3 protein-coding genes are annotated in these 1785 nt (G+C 31.0%); all 3 read right to left on the minus strand.

Annotated elements, in window-relative coordinates; translation table 11 throughout:
* Positions 1–102 precede the first annotated feature (102 nt).
* Complete coding sequence (locus tag AB1630_12920) at positions 103–318, minus strand: hypothetical protein (protein MEW6104692.1); 216 nt, start codon at positions 316–318, stop codon at positions 103–105.
* 157 nt (positions 319–475) lie between these two features.
* Positions 476–787 carry a type II toxin-antitoxin system RelE/ParE family toxin gene (locus tag AB1630_12925; GenBank protein ID MEW6104693.1) on the minus strand — a complete coding sequence of 104 codons (312 nt, stop codon included), beginning with the start codon at positions 785–787 and terminating at the stop codon, positions 476–478.
* 9 nt (positions 788–796) lie between these two features.
* Positions 797–1072, minus strand: a complete 276-nt coding sequence (locus AB1630_12930) for a type II toxin-antitoxin system Phd/YefM family antitoxin (GenBank protein ID MEW6104694.1) — start codon at positions 1070–1072, stop codon at positions 797–799.
* Positions 1073–1785 lie beyond the last annotated feature (713 nt).

Here is a 1785-nt window from a genome sequence, read left to right on the forward strand (position 1 = left end):
AACTTGATTTTGTCTTCTTAAAATATCTTCTATCATCTTATCTATTATATATATCGGCTTTTTAGAGCCAAAACATAATAAATTTTTTGAAGTAGTCAATTCCTATGGTAGGGTAGCGGAAAATGGGTAATTAAAAATATCCCCTTGCTTTATCTTGTCTAAATAAACACCAATATCAATATCCCTAAAAGATGGCTCATCTAAGAAAGAACCAAAGATAAAGGCAAAAACAATCTCTTGCTTATTCAAAAGAACTTGTTTAATCTTTCCTATTATCTTTAGCCTTTGCTTTTTTTTAAAAGATAAATATTCGTTCATCAGTCTATCTTACCCTTATTTTTAACCGTTACATCAACTCTCTTTCATCCCTTTCCACATCATAACAAGTATATCATAAGGCAGGGTGAAAGTCATCAATTCTTTCGGTAGTCTTGTTCTAGCGAAGATGACAAATATTGCATAGATTAGTTAATGGCTAATCTATCCCAAGTTTTTTAAGTCTATAAAGCAATTTTTTATAGACTTCTTCGTCTCTTCTAATCCCAACCTTTATAACCAAAACTTCAATTGTATCTTCTTTTATTTTATAGATCACTCTATAATCCTTAACCTTTAGCCTCCAATAACCTTTTAATTCACCTGACAAAGGCTTGCCATAGCTTTTAGGCTCTAAACTCAATTTTTTACCAATATCTTTAAGGATTACCCTCTGATCAGGATAGCTTATTGACTTAAAATCTTCTGAAAGGACTAACCGATGTATCTTTATTTTCCAGGTAGTATTCATCTTCTACCTTCAACCTTTTTTCAGAGCCATATCTAAATCTATATAGTCGGCCGGTGTGCTTTTTACATCCCTTTCTTTAGCCAGCCAACCTAAACCAGTATCTTCAAGCAATTCAATCAATTCTTCCATCTGATTGTATTTTTCAATTGGCACAATAACCGCTAAAGGTTTATTTCGCCTTTCTAATAGCACCTTGGATTTACTGAGAGCCTCAAGAACCTTGTCAAAGTTAGTCCTGAATTCTGATATACCTACCAATGTTGTATCTTCTTTTACCGTAAACATCTTATCACCTCCAGAATAAGTATAACATAGTTATATTAGAATGTCAAATAAATATTACAATGAACATAATGTTTAAGAATCCTGTCTTTTCAAAACTACCGGGAATGGCTAAGGCATCATAATCTTTCACTTCAACCTACGGGCAATTTTAGCCCAGCTTTCAGTAGACAAAAAGCTTTCTTTCATCTCTTTCCACATCATAACAAGTATATCATAGGGCTATGAAAAGAAAGACAGCGAAGATATTAAAATAATAATTGAAGTTAAAAAAGAAAAAGAAACAGATGGCGAAAAACAAGTAAAATCTTATGGGAACGCAACTAATGCAAGATATTTAGTATGGCACAATGGATATAATCCAACTAAAATTTGGAAAAGGGTGCAGTTTAAGAATTCTTGGAGATGGGATTTAATTCCTATTTTACCCCATTATGGATTTGAAGAAGGTGATAAAATTCCTGAAAAAGAACAATTAGTAGAAATTGATAATGTTCAAGGGCTATTTACTTCTATAAATAATTTTATTTGGGTAAATAGCAATATAAAAAACAAAAAGGATATTTTTCTACAATTTTTATACATTTTATGTAACTATTCAGTATATCGTATTTTATATGTTTGGCTGTTTTAAAATTCATCCATTCTATAATAAATCCCAAATCCCAAGTTCAAATGTCAAAAAAATGTCCAATTTCCAATGTCCAATATCATTT

It is taken from the genome of bacterium (genome assembly GCA_040753555.1).
Classification (GTDB): Bacteria; UBA9089; UBA9088; order UBA9088; family UBA9088; genus JBFLYE01.

Bases quoted from the DNA above. Each gene is read 5' to 3' on its own strand.
- AB1630_12920 (MEW6104692.1), bottom strand. From the start codon at position 318: ATGAACGAATATTTATCTTTTAAAAAAAAGCAAAGGCTAAAGATAATA.
- AB1630_12925 (MEW6104693.1), bottom strand. From the start codon at position 787: ATGAATACTACCTGGAAAATAAAGATACATCGGTTAGTCCTTTCAGAA.
- AB1630_12930 (MEW6104694.1), bottom strand. From the start codon at position 1,072: ATGTTTACGGTAAAAGAAGATACAACATTGGTAGGTATATCAGAATTC.